The sequence below is a fragment of the Arthrobacter sp. MDT1-49-2 genome (genome assembly GCF_059090185.1).
This window is the reverse complement of record NZ_JBNHFK010000007.1, coordinates 64,562-84,941: the sequence shown is the minus strand read 5'-3', so window position 1 is coordinate 84,941 and position 20,380 is coordinate 64,562. Positions and strand designations below refer to the sequence as shown.

The 20,380-nt window shown below is 66.4% G+C and carries 24 protein-coding genes; 6 read left to right on the top strand and 18 right to left on the bottom strand.

What is annotated here, in order from left to right; genetic code table 11:
• The first annotated feature begins 6 nt into the window (after nucleotides 1-6).
• Nucleotides 7-906: a hypothetical protein gene (locus tag AC5RTS_RS11045; protein WP_493992081.1), complete on the top strand. Its 900-nt coding sequence runs from the start codon at nucleotides 7-9 to the stop codon at nucleotides 904-906.
• 49 nt (nucleotides 907-955) lie between these two features.
• Here AC5RTS_RS11045 and AC5RTS_RS11040 read toward each other — a convergent pair whose 3' ends face one another.
• Complete coding sequence (locus AC5RTS_RS11040) at nucleotides 956-1,555, bottom strand: 2'-5' RNA ligase family protein (protein ID WP_493992080.1); 600 nt, start codon at nucleotides 1,553-1,555, stop codon at nucleotides 956-958.
• A 41-nt stretch (nucleotides 1,556-1,596) separates the two neighbouring features.
• Between AC5RTS_RS11040 and AC5RTS_RS11035 the strand changes: the two genes are divergently transcribed.
• Nucleotides 1,597-2,163, top strand: a complete 567-nt coding sequence (locus AC5RTS_RS11035) for a GNAT family N-acetyltransferase (protein WP_493992079.1) — start codon at nucleotides 1,597-1,599, stop codon at nucleotides 2,161-2,163.
• Here the strand turns inward: AC5RTS_RS11035 and AC5RTS_RS11030 are convergent.
• The 14 genes from AC5RTS_RS11030 to ffh all read right to left on the bottom strand — a co-directional run bounded on the left by AC5RTS_RS11030 (nucleotide 2,160) and on the right by ffh (nucleotide 11,976).
• Nucleotides 2,160-2,480 carry a DUF2469 domain-containing protein gene (locus AC5RTS_RS11030; protein WP_227901490.1) on the bottom strand — a complete coding sequence of 107 codons (321 nt, stop codon included), beginning with the start codon at nucleotides 2,478-2,480 and terminating at the stop codon, nucleotides 2,160-2,162. The genes AC5RTS_RS11035 and AC5RTS_RS11030 overlap by 4 nt on opposite strands.
• A gap of 7 nt (nucleotides 2,481-2,487) precedes the next feature.
• On the bottom strand, nucleotides 2,488-3,291 hold the full coding sequence (gene rnhB, locus AC5RTS_RS11025; protein ID WP_493992078.1) for a ribonuclease HII: 804 nt from the start codon (nucleotides 3,289-3,291) through the stop codon (nucleotides 2,488-2,490).
• Nucleotides 3,288-4,055: a signal peptidase I gene (gene lepB, locus AC5RTS_RS11020; protein WP_493992077.1), complete on the bottom strand. Its 768-nt coding sequence runs from the start codon at nucleotides 4,053-4,055 to the stop codon at nucleotides 3,288-3,290. Before lepB (AC5RTS_RS11020) ends, rnhB begins: the two co-directional genes overlap by 4 nt.
• Nucleotides 4,056-4,066: 11 nt before the next feature.
• Nucleotides 4,067-4,771: a signal peptidase I gene (gene lepB / locus AC5RTS_RS11015; protein WP_493992076.1), complete on the bottom strand. Its 705-nt coding sequence runs from the start codon at nucleotides 4,769-4,771 to the stop codon at nucleotides 4,067-4,069.
• A 5-nt stretch (nucleotides 4,772-4,776) separates the two neighbouring features.
• Nucleotides 4,777-5,136, bottom strand: a complete 360-nt coding sequence (gene rplS, locus AC5RTS_RS11010) for a 50S ribosomal protein L19 (RefSeq protein ID WP_227901486.1) — start codon at nucleotides 5,134-5,136, stop codon at nucleotides 4,777-4,779.
• A 238-nt stretch (nucleotides 5,137-5,374) separates the two neighbouring features.
• Entirely contained in the window at nucleotides 5,375-6,154 is a 780-nt protein-coding gene (gene trmD / locus AC5RTS_RS11005) for a tRNA (guanosine(37)-N1)-methyltransferase TrmD (protein ID WP_493992075.1), read from the bottom strand.
• Nucleotides 6,155-6,721, bottom strand: a complete 567-nt coding sequence (gene rimM / locus AC5RTS_RS11000; protein WP_493992074.1) for a ribosome maturation factor RimM — start codon at nucleotides 6,719-6,721, stop codon at nucleotides 6,155-6,157.
• A 164-nt stretch (nucleotides 6,722-6,885) separates the two neighbouring features.
• Nucleotides 6,886-7,128: an RNA-binding protein gene (locus AC5RTS_RS10995; protein WP_146364407.1), complete on the bottom strand. Its 243-nt coding sequence runs from the start codon at nucleotides 7,126-7,128 to the stop codon at nucleotides 6,886-6,888.
• A 1-nt stretch (nucleotide 7,129) separates the two neighbouring features.
• On the bottom strand, nucleotides 7,130-7,537 hold the full coding sequence (gene rpsP / locus AC5RTS_RS10990; RefSeq protein WP_493992073.1) for a 30S ribosomal protein S16: 408 nt from the start codon (nucleotides 7,535-7,537) through the stop codon (nucleotides 7,130-7,132).
• A gap of 207 nt (nucleotides 7,538-7,744) precedes the next feature.
• Nucleotides 7,745-8,626, bottom strand: a complete 882-nt coding sequence (locus AC5RTS_RS10985) for a VOC family protein (protein WP_493992072.1) — start codon at nucleotides 8,624-8,626, stop codon at nucleotides 7,745-7,747.
• A gap of 29 nt (nucleotides 8,627-8,655) precedes the next feature.
• A complete protein-coding gene (locus AC5RTS_RS10980; protein ID WP_493992071.1) occupies nucleotides 8,656-9,171 on the bottom strand; it encodes a GrpB family protein in 516 nt (171 codons plus the stop codon).
• A gap of 7 nt (nucleotides 9,172-9,178) precedes the next feature.
• On the bottom strand, nucleotides 9,179-9,730 hold the full coding sequence (locus AC5RTS_RS10975; RefSeq protein ID WP_493992070.1) for a GNAT family N-acetyltransferase: 552 nt from the start codon (nucleotides 9,728-9,730) through the stop codon (nucleotides 9,179-9,181).
• Nucleotides 9,727-10,290, bottom strand: coding sequence for an NUDIX domain-containing protein (locus AC5RTS_RS10970; protein ID WP_493992069.1), 564 nt, complete (start codon nucleotides 10,288-10,290; stop codon nucleotides 9,727-9,729). The genes AC5RTS_RS10975 and AC5RTS_RS10970 overlap by 4 nt, the downstream gene beginning before the upstream one ends.
• Before the next feature lie 102 nt (nucleotides 10,291-10,392).
• Complete coding sequence (gene ffh, locus AC5RTS_RS10965; protein ID WP_493992068.1) at nucleotides 10,393-11,976, bottom strand: signal recognition particle protein; 1,584 nt, start codon at nucleotides 11,974-11,976, stop codon at nucleotides 10,393-10,395.
• Between the two features lie 129 nt (nucleotides 11,977-12,105).
• On the opposite strand from ffh, the gene AC5RTS_RS10960 reads away from it, so the two are divergent.
• On the top strand, nucleotides 12,106-13,500 hold the full coding sequence (locus AC5RTS_RS10960; RefSeq protein ID WP_493992067.1) for a glucose-6-phosphate dehydrogenase: 1,395 nt from the start codon (nucleotides 12,106-12,108) through the stop codon (nucleotides 13,498-13,500).
• A 6-nt stretch (nucleotides 13,501-13,506) separates the two neighbouring features.
• Here the strand turns inward: AC5RTS_RS10960 and AC5RTS_RS10955 are convergent, their stop codons facing one another.
• The gene (locus AC5RTS_RS10955) at nucleotides 13,507-13,845 is read right to left on the bottom strand and encodes a P-II family nitrogen regulator (RefSeq protein ID WP_227911708.1); all 339 of its coding nucleotides are present in this window, start codon (nucleotides 13,843-13,845) and stop codon (nucleotides 13,507-13,509) included.
• A complete protein-coding gene (locus AC5RTS_RS10950) occupies nucleotides 13,842-15,137 on the bottom strand; it encodes an ammonium transporter (RefSeq protein WP_493992066.1) in 1,296 nt (431 codons plus the stop codon). Before AC5RTS_RS10950 ends, AC5RTS_RS10955 begins: the two co-directional genes overlap by 4 nt.
• A gap of 237 nt (nucleotides 15,138-15,374) precedes the next feature.
• Between AC5RTS_RS10950 and AC5RTS_RS10945 the strand changes: the two genes are divergently transcribed.
• Entirely contained in the window at nucleotides 15,375-17,042 is a 1,668-nt protein-coding gene (locus AC5RTS_RS10945) for a hypothetical protein (protein ID WP_493992065.1), read from the top strand.
• Nucleotides 17,043-17,132: 90 nt separating this feature from the next.
• Here the strand turns inward: AC5RTS_RS10945 and ftsY are convergent, their stop codons facing one another.
• Entirely contained in the window at nucleotides 17,133-18,320 is a 1,188-nt protein-coding gene (ftsY, locus tag AC5RTS_RS10940) for a signal recognition particle-docking protein FtsY (protein WP_493992064.1), read from the bottom strand.
• A 62-nt stretch (nucleotides 18,321-18,382) separates the two neighbouring features.
• Here ftsY and AC5RTS_RS10935 point away from each other — a divergent pair, with 62 nt between their 5' ends.
• Both AC5RTS_RS10935 and AC5RTS_RS10930 read left to right on the top strand, forming a co-directional pair.
• Complete coding sequence (locus AC5RTS_RS10935) at nucleotides 18,383-19,612, top strand: MFS transporter (RefSeq protein WP_493992063.1); 1,230 nt, start codon at nucleotides 18,383-18,385, stop codon at nucleotides 19,610-19,612.
• Nucleotides 19,609-20,340 (top strand): glutamine amidotransferase, encoded by a 732-nt coding sequence (locus AC5RTS_RS10930; RefSeq protein WP_493992062.1) that lies wholly within the window; start codon nucleotides 19,609-19,611, stop codon nucleotides 20,338-20,340. Before AC5RTS_RS10935 ends, AC5RTS_RS10930 begins: the two co-directional genes overlap by 4 nt.
• The last annotated feature ends 40 nt before the right edge of the window (nucleotides 20,341-20,380 follow it).

The window sequence follows — 20,380 nt, the reverse complement described above, 5'->3', positions numbered from 1 at the left end:
GAAACCATGCACATCCGCAAGACGCACCGAACCGTTCTCCTGAGCGGCATGGCGGTCATCGCCGGGCTGTCCCTCGCCGGCGGAACCCCCGCCCTGGCGACCGGAACAGGCCAGTCAGAGGGTCACCCGAGCACCGGCCCGTCGGCAACGTCTGCCACCCCCTCGGCACCGGCCAAACCGGTTCAGGAGACGGGCATCTACCTGTACGAGAAGAAGGAGAAGGACAAGCCGGCCGCCTGGGAAAACTCAAAGACGCAGACCCTCCTGACCACGCAGGAAGGGCACCGCTGGTTCACCGATATTACGGCACTGATTCCCTCGGAGGTCTGCGGAGACGGCTGGGCGGTGCAGCAGGACCAGCTGGAGTCTCCGGAGGCCATTGCGTGGCCGGAAACGATCAATTATCCGGAAGGATTCCCGGGGAACGTGACCCTGGTCGACGCCAAGCACCAGGAACTCGCGGACGTGGCACAGGTACCGGACTGCGGGGCAACCGACAAGCCCAGCGAGTCACCGACCGAGCAACCCTCACCGTCGCCGTCGTCCCCAACCGACAAGCCCAGCGAGTCACCAACCGAGCACCCCTCACCGTCGCCGTCGTCCCCAACCGACGGGCCGGGTGAGTCGCCGTCCCCGAAGCCCGCGCCGACTGGCTCTGCCACCCCGACGCCCACCGGCACTGCCCCCGCCCCCAAGGGCACGGCCACTCCCATGCCGTCCGGATCGCCGACTACCACCCCGGCAGCACCCGCGATTACACCGGCAGGAACCGACCCGTCGGCAACCGATCCGGCACTGGCCAGCACGGGTGCTGACGGGCTGTTCGCGGCAGTCGCAGGAGCCGGGGTCCTTGGCCTGGGCACGGTCCTTGTGCTGCTGAGCCGCCGCCGCGGCAGGCACAGCTAAACCGCTGTCCGGCCGGCACCGGCCGCTCCAGGGTGTGCCCCGGCCGTCTTCAACGGCCGGGGTACACCACCGGCATGGGCGTGAGCGTCACCGGTGCCAGCGCCAGTAACGGCGGCGGCCCGGTGTAGCCGCGGGCAAGGGTGATGTGCGGCCGCAGGGTCGGGGCAAACATAAAGTTTGGATCCCCTGCCATAAACCCGGCCGTGTCCTCGATCCCGCAGCCGGCCAGGAAGTCCTCGAGCTCCGCCAGCAGGGCAGCGTGGAGAGCGCTGAGCTCCGGGGTGGGAGCATATTCCACCACCAGGGTCCGTCCGTCCGCGCCGAACCCGCTCAGGTGTACCGGCTGCAGCCGGAAGGAGGCCGGGGGCAGCAATGCCTCGGTGCGCCCGATGTACCCCTCCAATGCTTCCTCATAGGCGGCCAGGGAGATACCGGTGGCGGAGCGGATGACCCTGTACACATCGCGTACCTTGCCGAAGTGGATAAGGGTCAGATGCAGCCGGGACCGCGGCACCGGGCGCAGCCCGTGCGGCCCCGCTGAGGATACGGAACCGAGCAGGGCAAGCAGATGCGCCCGTGACGCATCGTCGGGCTGCATCTGGGCATACAGCCGCAGGTTTGCAGCAAAACCGGGTCGGGGCTCGGGCATGTCAGCAGTCTAGGCCGGACTTCCGCACCTACGATGTGGGGATGGTTTTCGAAATCCCCCGGCTGGCCAGCGGTCCGCTGGTGCTGCGCCCGCATACACCTGCCGACCTCGCTGCTGTCCATGCCAGGTGCGTCGATCCGCTGACCGTCAAATGGACAACCGTTCCGCTGGACTACACGCCGGAGATGGCGCAGGAGTATCTGGAGACAATCTCCGTGCCGCAGGAAAACGCGGTGTCCTGGGCGTTGGAAACGAATGGCTGCTATGCCGGGACCATTGACCTGCGTTTCCAGGGAGCAGCATCGGGCGGCCTGGGGTTTGTCACGTCCCCGGAATTCCGCGGCCGGGGCCTGATGTCCCGCGCTGTGCGTCTGGCAGTTGGCCATGCCTTCGATCGCCTGGGCTGGGACGTGGTGACCTGGAGCGCGCACGCCGGAAACGCCGGCAGCTTCAAAACGGTCTGGCGGTGTGGCTTCCCGCCGCCGATAGCCATTCCCTACCTGCTGGGACACCGCGGAAAAATGGTTGACGGCTGGCGGTCCAGCCTTGGCCGGGAGGATCCGCGGGAACCGGCCGCACCCTGGGAAGACGTGCAGCTGCCGGGCTAGAGTTCGTCGGCCTTGGGCAGGGTCAGGTCGTCGTTGCGGGTCAGTTCCTCCACATTGACGTCCTTGAAGGTGATGACGCGGACGCTTTTCACGAAACGGGCGGAGCGGTAGACATCCCATACCCAGGCGTCCTGCAGGGTGAGGTCAAAGTAGATCTCGCCGTCGGCGGAGCGTGCCTGGAGGTCCACATGATTGGCCAGGTAGAAGCGCCGCTCGGTTTCCACCACGTAGCTGAAGAGCCCCACAACGTCGCGGTACTCCCGGTACAGCTGGAGCTCCATGTCCGTTTCATAGTTCTCTAGGTCTTCGGCGCTCATGTTCCTATCATCCCCCAACTGGGCTTAGGCGGTCCCCTGGTGCCGCGGCGGTTTGTCCAGGCCTCGGCTTGGTGCCCAAGTGCCAGGACATACGGTGCAATGGCGTAGGTCCGTGGGTGTCGATAGCCGCGCGGTGCGACTCGGTTGCATAGCCCTTGTTAATCTCCCACGCGTAGTGCGGGTTAGCAGCGGCAAACTCTACCATCATGGCGTCTCGTTCCACCTTGGCCAGGACGCTGGCTGCGGCTACGCTCAGGCACTGCATGTCCGCTTTGATCCGGGTGTGCACCTCCGCGGTGCAGCCCTCCCCGGGTGCCAGGGCGTTGGGAGCGCCGACGCCGGGAGCGGGTGCCTCCAGTTCGTCGAAGAGGCTTCCCTGCCGCTCCGGCGAGAGCCAGTTGTAGTTGCCGTCCAAGAGCACGACGTCGGGGCGCCGGGTGAGGCACACCTGCTCCCAGGCGCGCGTTCCGGCCAGCCGCAGGGCCCCGGTGAGCCCGAAGAGGTCGATTTCCGCCGCGGTGGCGTGTCCGACGCCCCAGGCCAGCGCCCACTTCTTAATCCGAGGCACCAGTGCGTTCCGGTCCGCCACGGAGAGCAGTTTGCTGTCCCGAACACCCTTCAAGGATCGGACCGTGGCCAGGTCCACCGCGACCAGCCCCACCGACACCGGGCCGGCCAGGGCGCCGCGCCCCACCTCGTCGCAGCCGGCAAGGATTTGATGCCCCTGCGTGGCGAAGGTCCGCTCAAACCGCAGGGTGGGTGCCTTCGAAGCGGCGGCCGGCTTGGCGGCGGTGGACGGGGCGGTGCTCACTTGCTGCTGCTTCCTTCGGGTTCCGGGACGTCCTTGAAGACCTCGTCATAACTGCTGACCCCGCCGATGCGGTTCAGCGGCCAGGCGGTCACAACGGCTTTGCCTTCAATGTCGTCGACGTCGATGAATCCGCCGCCTTCACCGTTTTGGTGTTCGCGGGAATCCGCCGAGGCGTTGCGGTGATCGCCCATCACCCAGACTTTCCCTTCCGGAACCACTACGTCAAAGGGTGTGTCCGAGGGTGCGGCGCCGGGATACAGGTAGGGCTCGTCCAGGGGCTCGCCGTTGACCGTGATCCTGCCGTCGGCGTCACAGCACACTATGTGGTCCCCTTCGGTGCCAATAACACGTTTGACCAGGTGCTGCTGGGATTCATCGGGCAGCAGTCCCACAAAGGTAAGGGCGTCCCGTACCGGGTTCGATTCCTTTTCGACGGTTTCGGGCAACCAGCCCTTGGTGTCCTTGAACACCACCACATCGCCGCGGTTCAGGTCCATCGGTTCCGGGACCAGGAGGTTCACGAAGATCCGGTCGTTGATTTCCAGCGTTTCCTCCATGGACCCGGACGGGATGTAGAAGGCCCGGAAAAGGAACGTCTTGATAAGGAAGGACAGCAGCAGGGCGATGACAACAATGGTGAGGACTTCCCGCAGCCAAGCTCCGAGGCCGCGCTTCTTGTCCTTGGATGCCTTGTGCGCTGCGTGATCCCGCTGTTCCCCGGAGCCGGGCGTCCCGTCCTGGGACTGGTCCGGATTCTGCGACATTGCGTTTCCTCTTATTTCTCCGTGTTCCACTCGGCTCCTAAGGATAGCCGGTCAATACTGGTACTGCGTTCGAGCGGCCAGAGAATCCACCGGGCTTCGCCGATAACCCGGTCCGTGGAGATCAGGCCGCCGCCGGGCGCGCCCAGCAGGGACCGCGAATCAGCGGACTGGGACCGGTGGTCCCCCATCAGCCATAGCCGTCCTTCCGGAACGGTCACGTCGAACCCGTGGTCGCTGGCTGCATCTCCCTCATAAACGTACGGTTCCTCCACCGGAGTTCCATTAACCGTGATTCCCTCATCGGAGCAGCAGCTGACCCGGTCCCCGGGAACTCCGATGACGCGCTTTACGTACACTGTGTCGCTGCCGGCGAGCCCGAGCCAGCGTCCCACGGTGACCGCGGCGTCCGCGAGGGCGGGGCGTCCGCTGTGCAGCGGCGCCAGGGAACCGCGGCCGTCAAAAACCACCACGTCGCCGCGGCGGATGTCCTCCGAGGCATAGGCCATGCGTGAGACGAGCACCCGGTCCCCGGGTTCCAGCAGCGGCTGCATGGAATTGGACGGGATGTAGAAGACGTCAAAGAAGAAGGCCCGGACGACGGCGGCGAGGATTACGGCCGCGGCGAGAGCACATAGCACAAAACGCCAGCCCACAAACCGGGGCCGGCGTTTCGTGTGCTTCGCGGAGGGATCCCCGGAGGCGGATGCTGCAGACAAGTAAGTTACTTGGCGGGACGGAAGTCGCGCTTTTCCTTGATCTTGGCTGCCTTGCCGCGCAGGTCGCGCATGTAGTACAGCTTGGCGCGGCGAACGTCACCCTTGGAGACAACCTCGATCTTGTCGATGACCGGGGAGTGCACCGGGAAGGTACGCTCAACGCCGACGCCGAAGCTGACCTTGCGGACCGTGAAGGTCGCGCGGAGGCCGTCGCCCTGGCGCTTGAGCACGAAGCCCTGGAAGACCTGAACACGGGTGTTCTTGCCTTCGATGATGTTTACGTGAACCTTGACGGTGTCACCGGCGCGGAACTCGGGGATGTCCGTACGCAGGGAAGCTGCGTCAACAGAATCTAGGATGTGCATTGTTTATCACTCCTGGTGAACGCCACAGGTCATCCACTTTGGTAACGGCAGCAAGAATGCGGCCCAGCCGGGCGGCACGGATGCTGTCGAAGTTAGAAAGACCGGCTGGACCCGAGGATGGGTTGCCGGTGTGTCATGGCTGTTGGCCGCGCTCCCCCTGTGGCAGGTACGGGCCCAGATGACACAGTGTCTTATTTTGCCACATCGGCATCCCCGGCACCAATCACTGGTACCGGGTTCAGGCGGAGTGGCGGATCCTGCCGTCCCGGACCTCGTAGCCGAGGGAAGCCAGGGTGGCCCTGTCGGCCTTGTCCAGGCTGGCGGGGTCGAGGTTTTCAATCAGATCGGGACGTCGGGCGGCGGTGCGGCGCAGCTGCTCATCCCGGCGGAAGCGGGCTATCCTGGCGTGGTTGCCGCTGAGCAGAACCTCGGGAATCGGACGCTCGCGCCAGTCAGACGGCTTGGTGTACACGGGATACTCCAGCAGCCCGTCCGAGTGGGATTCCTCCACCAGGGATTCGGGATTGCCGACGACGCCGGGCACCAGGCGGCCCACGGCCTCCACCATCGCCAGCACGGCCACTTCTCCGCCGTTGAGGACATAGTCACCCAGGCTGATCGGGCGGACGTCGAAGCGTTCGCCGGCCCACTCCAGGACCCGCTCGTCGATGCCTTCGTACCGTCCGCAAGCAAAGACCAGGTGCTTTTCCTCGGCCAGTTCGTAGGCCATGGCCTGCGTGAAAACGGCTCCGGCCGGGGAGGGAACAATCAGGACCGGACGGCCGTCTCCCTCGCCGGCCACCGCGTCGAGCGCCTGGGCCCACGGTTCGGGCTTCATCACCATGCCGGCGCCGCCGCCGTACGGGGTGTCATCCACGGTCCGGTGCCGGTCAGTGGTGAAGTCCCGCAGATCGTGCACGGCCAGATCCAGCAGGCCGTCCTGGCGGGCCTTGCCGATCAGGGACAGCTCCAGGGCTGCCAGGTACTCGGGGAAAATGCTGACGACGTCGATGCGCACTTACTGTCCGGCTTCCTTCGGATCGGCCTTCTTCTCTTCCGGCTTTTTCTCTTCGGAGGTGTTCAGTTCAAAAAGCCCTTCGGGCGGTGTCAGCAGCACGTAGCCGCCGTCCACATTGACCTCGGGAACGATCGCCTCGACAAACGGCACCAGGATTTCCTCTCCCCCGGTACCTTCAACCACCAGCAGGTCCTGCACCGTCAGAGTACGCAGCCCGCTCACCGTGCCGACGACGTCGTCGCCCACGCGCGCCTGGAGGCCCACCAGCTCGTGTTCGTACCAGCCCTCGTCGTCGTCGTCTTCATCCACCGTTTCGGTGTCGATGAACAGCTTGGCGCCGCGGAGCTCCTCGGCACCGTTGCGGTCCGCAACCTCCTCGAAGCCCAGCAGGAGGATGTCCTTGTTCCAGCGTGCGCTGAGTACGGTCAGCGGACCCTTGGAGGCCGGTTCCACCGTGAGTTCGGTGCCCGGGACGAAGCGGTCCCCGGGGGCGTCGGTCAGGACCTGGACGGTCACTTCGCCGCGGATGCCGTGCGGCTTACCGATACGTGCCACCTGCAACTGCATGGAACCTCCTCTGTCGGGGTTTGTCACCTGGGTCGGCGGGTGCCCGCCTCACAAAAAATCCGGCCCCTGCACCATTATCTGGTGTCGGGGCCGGATCCTGTGTACTGCTTTTTACTGCTGGTACTGCAAGGAAGAACTGTCCGCTTCCGCAGCGCCGCTGATTATCAGCGGCGCCGGTCGGTATCCACGACGTCAACCCGGACCTGCTCACCGTTGGCCAGGGCGGCAATGACCGTGCGCAGTGCGCGGGCCGTCCGTCCCTGCCGGCCGATGACCCGGCCCAGATCGTCCTGGTGAACCCGAACCTCGAGGGTTTCCCCACGGCGGTTGCTCTTGGCGGAAACCTTGACGTCCTCAGGACTGTCAACGATGCCGCGCACGAGGTGCTCCAGCGCTTCAGCGAGCAAGTTACTCAGCCTCAGCCTCGGCGGGAGCCTCGGGGGCTTCCTCCTTCTTGGCCTTGGGAGTGATGGCCTCGGGGACAATCACGGACTTCTTTTCGGGAGCCACGAAGGCTTCCTTCGGAGCCTTGGTACGCAGGGTACCTTCCTGGCCCTCGATGTTCTTGAACTTCTGCCAGTCACCGGTGATCTTCAGCAGTGCTGCGACCTGCTCGGTGGGCTGGGCGCCGACGCCGAGCCAGTACTGGGCGCGGTCGGACTTGATGTCGATGTACGACGGCTCTTCGGTCGGACGGTACAGTCCGATTTCCTCGATGGCACGGCCATCGCGCTTGGCACGGGAATCCATGACAACAACGCGGTAGTGTGCTGAGAACTTCTTGCCGAGGCGCTTAAGGCGAATCTTTACGGCCACTTTTGTGGTCACTCCTGATCTGAAATGGGGCGAACCCGTACTTCTGCTCCCGTGGGGCGGGCCATAACGTTGGGGTTCAAAAGGACAAGATGCATGCACGGAGAGAGGGGCCGCGCAGATCGAGTACCTGACCATTGTGCCAGATGACTCCGCCTTTTGCGACTTGCCGACCCGCCGGGCCGGCAAGTATTCGCTGCAGGCACCTGATCAGCGCACCGCCACCCGCAGGCGGTTGCGCCAGGGATCCTCAAAGACCAGCTCCGCACCCGTGTGATGGCTGGACACGCCGGCAACTTTCAGCCGGTCGGCCAGCGCCACGACGTCGTCAGCCGCAGGTACGCCGATGAGCACTTCACCCAGCCCCAGGGTGTCCCTGCGGGGGCCTGCCCCGCGGCTGTTCCACACGTTCATGGCCATGTGGTGGTGATAGCCGCCGGCGGAGACAAACAGTGCCTGCCCGTGGAAACCCGCGGTGCGTTCGAAGCCCAGCGTGCCCACATAGAACGCTTCGGCTGTCGCCGTATCCCCCACCTGCAGATGGACGTGCCCGACGCCGGCGGCCGTTCCGCTCAGAGAGTCAAGGGCCGCGTCGGTCAGGTAATCACGAAGGTAGGCCTGCGGTGACAGCGCAAGGGAAGCCATCTTCACTTCCGGACCATGCGGCGTGCTGCTCCACTCCCAGGTGCTGCGCGGCTTGTCATAGTAGAGCTCAATACCGTTGCCCTCCGGGTCGGTGAAATAGAACGCCTCACTGACGAGGTGGTCGGCGGAACCCACGAATGCCGTGGCGTCATACCGTGCGGCAGCGGCAACCGTTGCTGCCAGGGAGGCCCGGTCCTCAAAGAGGATGGCGGTATGGAAGAGGCCGGCTTCACCCCTTGAGGCAGCCTGCAGGCCGGGAGCCGGAGCCAGATGCACCAGCGGGACCGCACCCCGGCCCAGATACTGGCCGCCGTCGGCTTCGGCGACCACATCGAGCCCCAGGGCGCCGCGGTAATAGGCGGAGACCCGATCCATGTCCCCGACCTTGAGCATGACCGTCCCCATGGACAGATCGGAAGGCAGCAGGTCATTTACTTGAAGGTTCATGTAAACAAGCTTACTTGAAGCTTCATGTATTAGCGAGCCGCGGGCTGTGCGTTCGCTGTTCCGGCCAGCAGTTCGGTGACCACCGCGGTTTTGGACTGGGTGTACGCGTCCCAGCCGGATGTTCCCTCGGCTGCAGACCGTTTGGCTGCCAGATACCGCTCCCGTGCCTGCGGGTCACTTCTCAGCAGGTCCCGGAAGGCAATGCGCCGCTGCCATGGCCGGGAGTCGAATTCGACCACGTGCAGCACGTACTTCCGTGCTGCACGGGTGGGATAACTGAGCCAGCAGTGCCCGGGACGCTGGCCTTCCACATCGAACCCATCAGCGGCCAGTTCCTGGGAAAGGGACAGGATCCGGTCCTGCCCGACTCCGATGAGCAGATCCACCACATCCTTGGCCGCGAGATCCGGCACCGAGGTGGAACCGATGTGTTCCACCCGCGAGGCCGGTGCCAGCCGGTGGATCCTGCGTGTCATCCGGGCTGCCATGCGCGTCCATTCGGCATACCGGCTGGGAACCAGGACCACGGATTGCTGTTCGTTCATGAGGGCATCATCCCCTTGAGGCCGGGCGGCGGTGCTGCAGGCGCGCCCGCATGGCCACCCGTTTCCCCATGCCGTCGAGTCCGAGAGCCGCCTCGTGCTTGCGCAGCGCCCCCAGTTCAGCCTGCGGGTCCGGCACAACCTCGAAGCCGCAGCTGGCATAGAACGGCGCGTTGAACGGCACCTCGGCAAACGTGCAAAGCGTCATGGAGGCATAACCCTGCTCCCGGGCCCAGTCCAGCGCCGCTTCCACCAGGGCCCGGCCCAGCCCGGCGCCGGCGGCGTCGGGATGGACGGACAGCTGTTCCAGATGCGCCTGCCCGTCGATTTCCTCCAGCCGGGCAAATCCGGCGGGCGGACGGCCTGCCACCAGGATCCGGCGGGCAGCGATGAGCTCGGGCAGCGTGGCCGCCGGCGGCAGTGCCGCCCGGGATGGCCGTACTCCCGGCGCCGCGGCCAGCAGGGTGTCGGAAGCGGTCTCCAGCGCCGGCAGCAGCGGCAAATCACCGGCGTCCGCCGGCCGCACCCGGTCCTCCGGTGCGGCAGGCGGTTGCGGCGTCACGCCCGCTCCCGGCGTCCGAGGATCCCGGAGAATTCCTCCACCGGCGGCATCATCCTGCGCAGCGGCGGCGAGCTCACCGCTTCGGAAGATACCTGTACGCCGTCCACCAGTTCCACTGTTGTGCCCAGCTCCAACCCCTGCAGCGCACCGGCCAGCTGCTTGCCGGTGACACCGTCGAGGGCCTGCAGGCACTGGTCCGCTGGAAGGAACCGCGCGTCAAATTCACCGCCGGCCCCGGTGAAGGCGGCCACCGTGGTCGCCAGGGTTCCGCCGTCGAAAAGGAACGCGATGGAATCGCCCTGCCCCGGACCGCCCTGCAGATAGTCCACCGCCAGCACCCGGCCGACGTCGAACCCGGGATCCAGGGTGTCCCGGGCGACGCGGCGGGCCGCGGTGCGCGGATCCTCCCCGGCCTTGACCACGCCCACCGGAAGCTGCCACGGACCGTTTCGATAGCGCAGCAGCAGGATCCCGCCGCCAACGGTGCGGATGAGCGCACCGGCCGTGGTGCTCCGCTTGAAGATTGAGCCGTAGTATCCGCTCAGTCCCGGTGCTGCCATAGTGCCCTCTTTCCGTGGTGCCGGACTGCGACTATGGAACCACGCAGGAGCGTTAAACACGCAACGCCGGACGGGTAGTCCGGCGTTGCGTGGGTGGCGTGGTTACTTGCCGAGGAACTTATCGAACCCCTTGGGCAGGTTCAGCGATGACGGATCGAAGTCCGTATCCTGGGCGCCGAAAGCGCTGCCGGTAGGCAGTGCCTTGCGGGCACCGGCCCGCCGGGCCTCCGCTTCGGCGCGTTCCTGCGCCGCCTTGGCCGGGTTGCCGGACTTGGCCTTCTTTTTGCCCTTGGCAGCCTGCTGCTTCTTGCGTGCACCGCCGAAACCGCCGGGGCCGGCCATGCCGGGCATCCCCGGGATGCCGCCGCCCTGGGCCATCTTCTTCATCATCTTCTGGGCCTGGACAAAGCGCTCCAGCAATCCGTTGACCTCGGAGACGTGCACACCGGAGCCGCGGGCAATGCGGGCGCGGCGGGAGCCGTTGATGATCTTCGGAGCCACGCGCTCGTGCGGGGTCATGGAGCGGACGATGGCTTCGACCCGGTCGATCTCGCGCTCGTCAAAGTTTTCCAGCTGCTCACGCATGCCGGCAGCGCCGGGCATCATCATGAGCATCTTCTTCATGGAGCCCATCTTGCGGATCTGCTGCATCTGGGCGAGGAAGTCGTCGAGGGTGAAGTCTTCCTGGTCGGCGAACTTCTTCGCCATCCGGTTGGCTTCGTCCTTGTCCCAGCTCTGCTCGGCCTGTTCGATCAGGGTCAGGACGTCGCCGAGGTCCAGGATGCGGCTGGCCATACGGTCCGGGTGGAAGACCTCGAAGTCGGTCAGCGCCTCGCCGGTGGAGGCGAACATGATCGGCTTGCCGGTCACCGAGGCAACCGAGAGGGCGGCGCCGCCGCGGGCATCGCCGTCGAGCTTGGTCAGCACGACGCCGGTGAAGTTCACGCCCTCGTTGAAGGCCTGTGCCGTGTTGACGGCGTCCTGGCCGATCATGGCATCGATCACGAAGAGGACTTCGTCCGGGTTGATGGCGGCGCGGATGTCCGCGGCCTGCTGCATCAGTTCGGCGTCCACGCCAAGGCGGCCGGCGGTGTCCACGATGACGACGTCGTGCAGCTTGGTGCGGGCTTCCTCGACGCCCTGGCGGGCCACGGCTACCGGATCACCGGTGGCTGCTTCGAATTCGGAGGAGACGCCGGGGTGCGGTGCATAGACCGGCACGCCGGCGCGTTCGCCGTTGACCTGGAGCTGGCGGACGGCGTTGGGCCGCTGCAGGTCCGCTGCCACCAGCAGGGGGCTGTGGCCCTGGGACTTCAGGTGCTTGGACAGCTTGCCTGCAAGCGTGGTTTTACCGGCGCCCTGGAGGCCGGCGAGCATGATGACCGTCGGAGGGTTCTTGGCAAGGCGCAGCCGGCGGGTCTCGCCGCCGAGGATGCTCTTGAGCTCCTCGTTGACAATCTTGACGACCTGCTGGCCCGGGTTGAGGGCCTGGGACACTTCCAGTCCGAGGGCACGTTCCTTGACCGACGCCGTGAAGGCGCGCACTACCGGAACGGCGACGTCGGCGTCCAGCAGGGCGCGGCGGATCTCGCGTACGGTGGCGTCGACATCGGCCTCGGTGAGCCGGCCCTTGCCTCGCAGGTTTTTGAAGGTTGAAGTCAACCGGTCAGACAGTGAATTGAACACGTGCCGCGCACTTCTTTCGTCAGTTTCTTCGCCTTGTTTGGCAGGCCCAGCTGTTAAGGGTACCAAGCCGGTCCGGCAAATTGCCGCCAGAGCCTTACTCGGAAGCGGACGCAGTGGGACGCTGGATAAATGCCGGATCCCGAGCACGTGCGCACCCTGCTGATCCTTGGCGGTACCGGAGACCTCTCCGGCCGCCTGCTGCTTCCCGGGCTGGGCCGGGTTGTCGGCCAGGGCCGGGCCCCGGGCATCACCGTGATCGGTTCGGGGTCCCGGGACTGGACCGGTGAGCAGTGGCAGGACCGCGTGCGGTCCAGCTTCGAGACAGCTTATGAGGCAGCGGACAGTTCCGGGCGCGAGCAGCTGCGGGAAACGGTGGACCGTTCCCGCTACCTGAGACTGGATCTCTCCTCCGGAACCGAACTGAACGACCGGATCCGGGAACTGGACGGCCCGTTGGCCGTCTATTTTGCGCTTCCCCCGGCGCTGACTGCGCAAACGGTGGACCGGCTCCGGAACCTGCCGCCGGGCACCCGCCTCGTGTTGGAGAAACCTTTCGGCAGTGACCGGGAATCCGCCGTGGCCCTCAACAAGGCGCTGCGCCGTCTGGTTCCCGAGGCGGACGTCTTCCGGGTGGATCATTTCCTGGGCATGACCACGGTGATGGACATCCTGGGGCTCAGGTTCACCAACCGGCTGCTGGAACCGGCGTGGAACAACCTTCACATTGAGAAAGTGGAAGTGGTCTTTGATGAGCAGCTGGGGCTGGAAGGACGGGCAAAGTACTACGACAGCGCCGGCGCCCTGAAGGACATGATCCAGAGCCATCTGCTGCATGTGATGGCGTTTATGGCCATCGGCGTGCCGGCCACCCTCGGCGAGCGCGATCTGCGTGACCTCCTGGCCGCCACTCTGCGGGCAGCAGAGGTGGACCCGAAGTCGGGTAGCCGCCGGGCCCGCTACACGGCCGGCACCGTGGACGGGGAGGACCTGCCGGCCTATGCCGATTCCCCCGGCGTCGACCCGTCCCGCCGCACCGAAACCCTGGCCGAAGTCACAGTGCATATCCACAACGACAGGTGGGCCGGCGTTCCGTTTATCCTGCGTTCCGGAAAAGCGATGAACCGGACCCGCAAGGAGGTGCTGGTGACGTTCCGGCCGGTAAGCCATCTCCCGGCCGGCTTCACCGGGGTGACGGACCTGCCCTCCCGGCTGCGGATTTCCTTCGGCCCGGCGGAAATTGAACTTGAACTGAACGTGAACGGTCCCGAGAACGTGTTCCGGCTCGAGCGCACCGGCCTGAAGGGGCCGACCCATATGTCGCACCTGACTCCGTACGGCGAGGTGATTGAATCCGTGCTGGACGGAGATCCGCTGCTGTCCGTGCGTGCCGATATAGCGGAGGAATGCTGGCGGATCGTGGATCCGGTGGTGCGGGCCTGGGCGGCGGATGAGGTGCCGCTGGAGGAATACGAGGCCGGAACACAGGGACCGCCCGGCTGGGACACCAGCCGGGCGGACCTGTAGGGACCTTTAGAGGGCGCTGTCCCCGCGCTCACCTGTTCGGACCCGCAGGGCCTCCTCCACGTTCACCACCCACACTTTGCCGTCGCCGGCCCGGCCGGTATTGGCGGTGGATACCAGGACATCAACAATGTCATTGACCCATTCGTTGGCCACCAGCACCTCCACCCGCACTTTGGGCAGCAGGTCCACGGTGTACTCCGCGCCGCGGTACACCTCGGTGTGGCCCCGCTGGCGGCCGTAGCCGTTGGCTGAGCTGACCGTGAGTCCCTGGACTCCGTAGCTCTCCAGGCTCCCCCGGACGGCGTCCAGCTTCTCCGGGCGGACAATCGCGGTTACGAGTTTCATGAGTTGACCGTCTCCTTGGTGGTGGTGCGTGCTGATTCGGGGAAGGGCGTAAAGGATCCGCCGGTACCCAGGCCGCCGAATTCGTAGGCGGTTTCCGCGTGTTCGCTCAGGTCCACGCCGTTGACCTCGGCTTCTTCGGATACCCGGAAGCCCATGGTCTTGTGGATGGCCAGGCCAATGACGAGGGTCAGCACCGCGGCGTAAACGATGGCGATCAGGGCTGCGGCGAGCTGGGCGCCGAGCTGGGCAAGTCCGCCGCCGTAGAACAGGCCGCCGCCGGTGCCGTCGACCGGCAGTGCAATGAAGCCCAGGGCGAGGGTGCCCACCAGGCCCGCCACGAGGTGCACGCCGACGACGTCCAGTGAGTCGTCATAACCGAAGCGGTACTTCAGTCCGACGGCCAGGGCCGCCAGCACACCGGCAACCAGTCCCAGCCCCACGGCGGCCAGCGGGCTGACGTTGGCGCAGGCCGGGGTGATGGCTACCAGGCCGGCCACCACACCTGAGGCGGCGCCCAGCGACGTGGCACGTCCGTCGCGGATCCGTTCGGTCAGCAGCCAGCCGAGCATGGCTGCTGCGGGAGCGGCCAGGGTGTTGATCCAGATCAGGCCTGCCTCTTCGGCGGAACCGGCGGCCCCGCCGTTGAAACCGAACCAGCCGAACCACAGCAGGGTTGCGCCGAGCATCACGAAGGGGATGTTGTGCGGGCGCTGGCTCGGATCCTTGCCGAATCCCTTGCGCTTGCCGATGATCAGGGCCAGCACCAGGCCGGCGACGCCGGCGTTGATGTGGACCACCGTGCCGCCTGCGAAGTCGATCGCCTCACCCACGACGGAGCCCACCGCGCCCTCGGCGCTCAGTAGTCCGCCGCCCCAGACCATGTAGGCCACCGGGCAGTAGACCAGTGTCACCCAGATGGGCACGAACACCGCCCAGGCACCGAACTTGGTGCGGTCCGCTATCGCACCGCTGATCAGGGCCACGGTAATGATGGCGAAGGTGGCCCCGTAGCCGGCACTGATCAGGTCCTCGGTGCCGAGAATGTCTTCCAGCCCGAAGGAGGTGAAGGGGTTGCCGAACAGGCCCGCGAAGCCGTCGCCGCCCGTCATGGAGAAGCCCCAGAGCACCCAGACCACACCCACGAGTCCGATGGAGACAAAGCTCATCATCATCATGTTCAGTGCAGCCTTGGCGCGGGTCATGCCGCCGTAAAAGAATGCCACCCCCGGTGTCATAAGCAGCACGAGCGCCGCTGAAACCATCACCCAGACGTGACCTGCTGACAGATCCATCTTCACGTCCCTTCACCTTTGGCGGGCCTTTCCCGCCTGGAAAGAACTCTGCCGGGGCCAGATTTCCGGGTGTGCCTGATGGTGTTGCCGGGAGGTTACAAAGCCCGGGTTCCGGTAAAAGGCCCGTGTCGGTCCGGTTTCGGGGAGGTTTCGCCGGGCAGGCGCCCGCATGGCCGCAGGATGCGGAGAGTCCCTGTGGCAGGATTGGTGGCACTGTCTCAAACCGAAGGACCATCCGTGCCACAAGACCTCCCCACCGACCGTGACGCCGCTCCCGGAGAGCGCCGGAAGCCCCGCAGGAAAAAACTGCTTGCCGGCGCCGCCGCACTGGCCGTCGCAGCAGCGGCCGCCGTCACCGTCCCGGTTCTCCTGGACGGCGACGAAGCTCCCGCCGCAGGGCCCACCGGGGCCACCTTCAGCGTTGAATCCGCTCCCACGCTTCCTCCCGCTCCCGAGTTCAGCTATTACCAGCAGGCCGGTCCCCCGGCCGGCTCACCCCTGAACCCGGTGGCGCCGCTCTCAGTCAAGATCGCCGCGGAAACCACCGGAACGTTCCTTCCCGACGGCCTCGTGGGCCTCTCGCTGGAGGCCACCGACCTGGCCGATCCGTCCCTGTCCGGCGATAACCCGGAAATGGTGGAGTCGCTGTCCGGCCTCGGACGGCCGCTGCTGCGTTTCGGCGGCAACGCCGTGGACCGCCGGTTCTTCTGGACTTCCACCGGCGAAGCCATCCCGGGGAACCTCAAGGGGGACAAGGCCCACCCCGTGCGTGCCGTAACCCCCGCGGACCTGCAGCGGGTCAACACCCTCCTGGAAGCGGTGGACGGCGAGATTGCCCTGACCGTGGATCTGGGTAACTACGATCCGGCCCGGGCTGCCGATATGGCCAAGGCCGCCTCTGCCGCCTTCGGCGAGCGCCTGACCGGCATCACTGTGGGCAATGAGCCCAACGGGTTCGCCAAAACGGGCCTGCGCGGTTCCGGGTACGGGATCCCGGACTACCTCACCGAGCTGAAGGCCTACGCCGACGCCATTTACGCTGTGGCCCCCGAGGTCCCGATTATCGGGCCGGGAACCTACGAGTCGTCCTGGTGGAAGGCTTTTGCCGAGACTCCCCTGCCGCAGGAGAGGATCCTTTCCTTCCATCATTACCCGCTGTCCTCCTGCGAGGGGTCCGACCCGCTGGGCAAGCCGGTCATGTCCAACCTGACCAACCGGCACATCCACGACCATGGCAACAACTTCCGGAGTGAAGCCCTGAAACCGGCCCTCGCCAACGGATTGGAGACCTGGATCCCGGAAACCGGCGTGTCAGCATGCCCCGGTTCCAACGAGACCACGAAAACCCACGCCTCGGCACTGTGGAGCGCCGACTACGCCCTGAGCGCGGCGCAGCTGGGGATTTCCCGCGTCAGCTTCCACAGCTCCCTCATCACCTGCACCGGCGGTCCGCCCATGTCTGCCATCTGCATCGGCGGGGAATACCTTCAGCCCAACGGGCGCGTGGACGAGCGGGCGAACTACTACGGCCTGTCCATGGTCGCCGAGATGCCCGCCGGAGACTTCCTCAAGCTGGAGACTGCATCGGGTGACCTGGCCTACCCCTACGCCGTCCGCCACGCGGACGGCAGCATCAGTGTTGTGGTGGTGAACAACCACAATCCGGAGACGGACGCCCAGGCCCAGGTCACGCTGGAGCTGCCGGGCAAGGCCCTCACCGGCACCATGTCGCAGATGACCGGCCCGGCGTACGGTGCCCAGGACGGCACTCTCATTGACGGGGCGCCCGCGGAGGGGACCCCGGCAGCGGAGCGGCTGACCGTCCCCGGGTTTGCGTACGGGTCCAGCACCCAGACCTTCCCGCTGACGGCCGGGACGGTCACGGTCCTGAACTTCACGTTCTAAGGCACGTCCGCGCACGGTGTCCGTGCTCCGGACAGCGCAATGCCCCGCCCTCCTTGTGGAGGGCGGGGCATTGTCTTTGGGGACCTGCGGCTAGCTCAGCAGTGCGTCCACGAAGCTCTCGGCTTCGAAGGGTGCCAGGTCATCGGCGCCTTCGCCCAGGCCGACCAGCTTGACGGGCACGCCCAGGGTGCGCTGGATGGCGACGACGATTCCGCCCTTGGCGGTGCCGTCCAGCTTTGTCAGGACAATGCCGGAGATGTTGACCACCTCGGCGAAGACCTTCGCCTGGGTCAGGCCGTTCTGCCCGGTGGTGGCGTCCAGGACCAGCAGGACCTCGTCCACGGCGGCCTGCTTCTCAATGACGCGCTTGACCTTGCCGAGCTCGTCCATCAGGCCGACCTTGTTCTGCAGCCGCCCGGCGGTGTCGATGAGCACCACGTCCACTTCACCGTCGATGCCGGCCTTGACCGCTTCGAAGGCCACCGATGCCGGGTCCGCGCCGTCAATCTCCGAGCGCACGGTGGGTACGCCCACTCGCTGGCCCCAGGTGGCCAGCTGCTCGGCCGCTGCGGCGCGGAAGGTATCCGCGGCGCCCAGCAGCACATCCTTATCCTCGGCCACCAGGACGCGGGCCAGCTTGCCCACCGTGGTGGTCTTGCCGACGCCGTTGACGCCCACCACCATCACCACGGCCGGAGTCTCGGCGTGGCGCTCGACGGCGAGGGAGCGGTCCATGGTCGGATCGACCAGCTTGATCAGTTCCTCGCGCAGCATGGCGTGGACTTCCTGCGGGTCCTGGCTGCCGGAGACCTTCACCCGTGAGCGCAGCGCGTCCACCAGTTCCATGGTGGGTTCGGTGCCGAGATCGGCGAGGAGCAGGGTTTCCTCAATCTCATCCCAGACGTCTTCGTCGATCTTGTCACTGGAAAGCAGGGCCAGCAGCGCCTTGCCCAGAGCGTTGTTGGATTTGGCCAGCCGTGCCCGCAGCCGGGCCAGGCGGCCCTGTACCGGTTCCGGCGTCTCGATGGTCCGGGCCGGCGGGGCGGGGGTTTCCTCCAGGTCGCGGAGGTCGTCGGGAACAACGACGCCGGTCTCCCCCGGCGGCGCTTCCAGGGTGTCGGTGCCGGCGCCGGATCCGGTGACCGGATCATTGGCGTCGCGCCGGGTGGGATACATGCTCTTGGGGGTGCGCCGGGTCCTTACCAGCAGCGCAGCCACAGAGCCGACCACAGCCAGGGCGACGAGGACGTAGATCACTATCGATAGGGTCTCATTCACGCTTCCAAGCTTCTCATATGCCGCTCACGGCCCACCCGGGCATCTGAGAGAATCAGCTTATTATGGTGCGCACTCCCCGAATCCGAATCCCGCAGGAAATCAAGGTCCTCATCGCGGCCGCCTTCGTCATTGCCCTCGGCTTCGGCATTGTGGCCCCGGTACTGCCGCAGTTCGCCCTGAGTTTCGACGTAGGCGTCACGGCGTCGTCGGTAATCGTCAGCGCCTTCGCCTTCACCCGGCTGGTGTTCGCCCCGGCCGGCGGCGTGCTGCTGGAAAAACTCGGTGAACGCCCGGTGTACATTGCCGGCCTGCTGATCGTGGCGCTGTCCACGGCCGCCTGCGCCTTCGCCCAGAGCTACTGGCAGCTGCTGGTCTTCCGCGGCCTGGGCGGCATCGGCTCCACCATGTTCACCATTTCCGCCATGGCGCTCATCATCCGGCTTGCACCCCCTGAAGTCCGCGGACGGGTGTCCAGCGCCTATGCCTCGTCCTTCCTGCTCGGCAATATCGGCGGGCCGCTGCTCGGCGGCCTGCTGGCAGGTTTCGGCCTGCGCATCCCGTTCCTGGTCTATGCCGGCGCCCTGGTGGTGGCGGCCGGGGTGGTGTACCTGCGGCTCAAGGACGCCCGGCCCGCCCCCGGTGTGGAGGAAGCCAAGCCCGCCGCCCTGCCGGTCCTGACCGTACGGGAAGCGCTCCGCGATTCGGCGTACCGGGGCGCCCTGGTCTCCTCCTTCGCCAACGGCTGGTCCTCCTTCGGCGTCCGGAATGCCCTGGTGCCCCTGTTCGCCGCTGCCGCCCTGTCCGCCGGGCCCGAGGTGGCCGGCATTTCCCTGACCGCCTTCGCCGTGGGCACCGCCGCCGTCCTGACGTTCTCCGGACGGCTGGCCGACAGCTGGGGCCGCCGCCCGCTGCTGCTGATCGGGCTGGCAGTGAACGCCGTGGCCACGGCGATGATCGGTTTCAGCTCCAGCGTGACCGAATTCCTGATCATCTCCGTCATCGCCGGCATGGGCACCGGCCTGCTCAACCCGGCCCAGCAGGCCGCTGTCGGCGACATCATCGGCAACGGCCGCAGCGGCGGCAAGGTCCTGGCCACCTTCCAGATGGCCAGTGACACCGGCGCCATCGCCGGGCCGGTGCTGGCGGGCATGCTCGCGGATTCCCTGGGCTACTCGTGGGCCTTCGGGGTGACCGGCGGCATTGTGGCCATGGCGTTCGTCGCCTGGCTGGCCGCGCGGGAAACCCTGCCTTCGCGCAAGGCCGCCGAGGCCCGCACTACCATCGAGGAATGAAGCCTTTCCTGCTTGTTGCCACCCGCGCCGAAGATGAGGCCGCCGATGAGGAGTATGCCTCGTTCCTTCGCTTCGGCGGCCTGGCCGAAGAGCAGCTGCACCGGGTCCGGCTGGAAAAGGAGCCGCTGCCGCCGGTGAACCTGGACGAGTACAGCGGCATCATCGTCGGGGGCAGCCCCTTCAATTCCAGCGACCCGGAGGAGTCCAAATCCGCAGTGCAGCTGCGGGTGGAGGCAGAACTCGCAAAGCTGCTGGACGACGTCGTCGCCCGCGACTTCCCGTTCTTCGGCGCCTGTTACGGCGTGGGAACGCTGGGCCGGCACCAGGGCGGCACGGTGGACCGCCGCTACGGCGAGCCCATCGGACCGGTGGAGGTCCGGCTGACCGCCGAGGGCCGGCGGGATCCGCTGCTGGACGGGGTTCCGGACAGTTTCGCGGCCTATGTGGGGCACAAGGAAGCCGTGGCCGAGCTGCCGCCGCATGCGGTGAACCTGGCGGGATCGGCCACCTGCCCGGTCCAGATGTTCCGGATCAAGTCCAACCTGTACGCCACCCAGTTCCATCCGGAACTGGATGTGGCCGGTCTGCTGACCCGGATATCCGTGTACCGGCACGCCGGATATTTCCCGCCGGAGGAAGCGGAGACCGTCATGGAGGCCGTCCGCGGCTCGGCGGTGCACGTGCCTCCGCAGGTGCTGGCCAACTTCACCGCCCGGTACGCCCGCTAGCTACCGCGGCCCGGCGCGGCCCGCCGTACCGCGGTCAGCT

Coding starts and splice junctions, on each gene's coding strand:
- AC5RTS_RS11045 (WP_493992081.1), top strand. CDS start 7: ATGCACATCCGCAAGACGCACCGAACCGTTCTCCTGAGCGGCATGGCG.
- AC5RTS_RS11040 (WP_493992080.1), bottom strand. CDS start 1,555: ATGCCCGAGCCCCGACCCGGTTTTGCTGCAAACCTGCGGCTGTATGCC.
- AC5RTS_RS11035 (WP_493992079.1), top strand. CDS start 1,597: ATGGTTTTCGAAATCCCCCGGCTGGCCAGCGGTCCGCTGGTGCTGCGC.
- AC5RTS_RS11030 (WP_227901490.1), bottom strand. CDS start 2,480: ATGAGCGCCGAAGACCTAGAGAACTATGAAACGGACATGGAGCTCCAG.
- lepB (WP_493992077.1), bottom strand. CDS start 4,055: ATGTCGCAGAATCCGGACCAGTCCCAGGACGGGACGCCCGGCTCCGGG.
- rplS (WP_227901486.1), bottom strand. CDS start 5,136: ATGCACATCCTAGATTCTGTTGACGCAGCTTCCCTGCGTACGGACATC.
- rimM (WP_493992074.1), bottom strand. CDS start 6,721: ATGCAGTTGCAGGTGGCACGTATCGGTAAGCCGCACGGCATCCGCGGC.
- AC5RTS_RS10985 (WP_493992072.1), bottom strand. CDS start 8,626: ATGAACCTTCAAGTAAATGACCTGCTGCCTTCCGATCTGTCCATGGGG.
- AC5RTS_RS10980 (WP_493992071.1), bottom strand. CDS start 9,171: ATGAACGAACAGCAATCCGTGGTCCTGGTTCCCAGCCGGTATGCCGAA.
- AC5RTS_RS10970 (WP_493992069.1), bottom strand. CDS start 10,290: ATGGCAGCACCGGGACTGAGCGGATACTACGGCTCAATCTTCAAGCGG.
- AC5RTS_RS10960 (WP_493992067.1), top strand. CDS start 12,106: ATGCCGGATCCCGAGCACGTGCGCACCCTGCTGATCCTTGGCGGTACC.
- AC5RTS_RS10955 (WP_227911708.1), bottom strand. CDS start 13,845: ATGAAACTCGTAACCGCGATTGTCCGCCCGGAGAAGCTGGACGCCGTC.
- AC5RTS_RS10950 (WP_493992066.1), bottom strand. CDS start 15,137: ATGGATCTGTCAGCAGGTCACGTCTGGGTGATGGTTTCAGCGGCGCTC.
- AC5RTS_RS10935 (WP_493992063.1), top strand. CDS start 18,383: ATGGTGCGCACTCCCCGAATCCGAATCCCGCAGGAAATCAAGGTCCTC.
- AC5RTS_RS10930 (WP_493992062.1), top strand. CDS start 19,609: ATGAAGCCTTTCCTGCTTGTTGCCACCCGCGCCGAAGATGAGGCCGCC.